1 protein-coding gene is annotated in these 509 nt (G+C 65.6%); it reads left to right on the plus strand.

Annotated elements, in window-relative coordinates; genetic code table 11:
* The coding region (locus GYA94_RS26650) for a metallopeptidase TldD-related protein (RefSeq protein ID WP_255327006.1) at window positions 1–509 on the plus strand (509 nt) is incomplete at both ends.

Here is a 509-nt window from a genome sequence, read left to right on the forward strand (position 1 = left end):
GCAACAGCCAGGACAGCCAGAGCCGCAGCCTGGGCCGCGACAATTTCGGCCAGCAAGGCGGCTACGAGATCGTTGAGCGTTGTGGCCTGGTTGGCGCCGCCAGCCGGGTCGCCGACGAGGCCCTGCAGTTGCTGCTGGCCCCTAATACGCCCAGTGGCCCGCGCGACCTGCTGTTGATGCCCGACCAGATGATGCTGCAGATTCACGAATCGATCGGCCACCCGCTGGAGATGGACCGCATCCTCGGTGACGAGCGTAACTACGCGGGCACCAGCTTCGTCAAAGCCAGTGACTTCGGCTACCTGCAGTACGGTTCCAGCCTGCTGAACGTGACCTTCGACCCGACCATCGGCGAAGAACTGGCCAGCTACAGCTTCGATGATGACGGCACTCTGGCCAGCAAGCAGTTCCTGATCCGCGACGGCCTGCTGCTGCGCCCGCTGGGCGGCGCGCTATCGCAGTTCCGCTCCGGCCTGGACGGTGTGGCCAACAGCCGCGCCTGTGGCTGG

This window comes from Pseudomonas juntendi, assembly GCF_009932375.1.
GTDB lineage: Bacteria > Pseudomonadota > Gammaproteobacteria > Pseudomonadales > Pseudomonadaceae > Aquipseudomonas > Aquipseudomonas juntendi.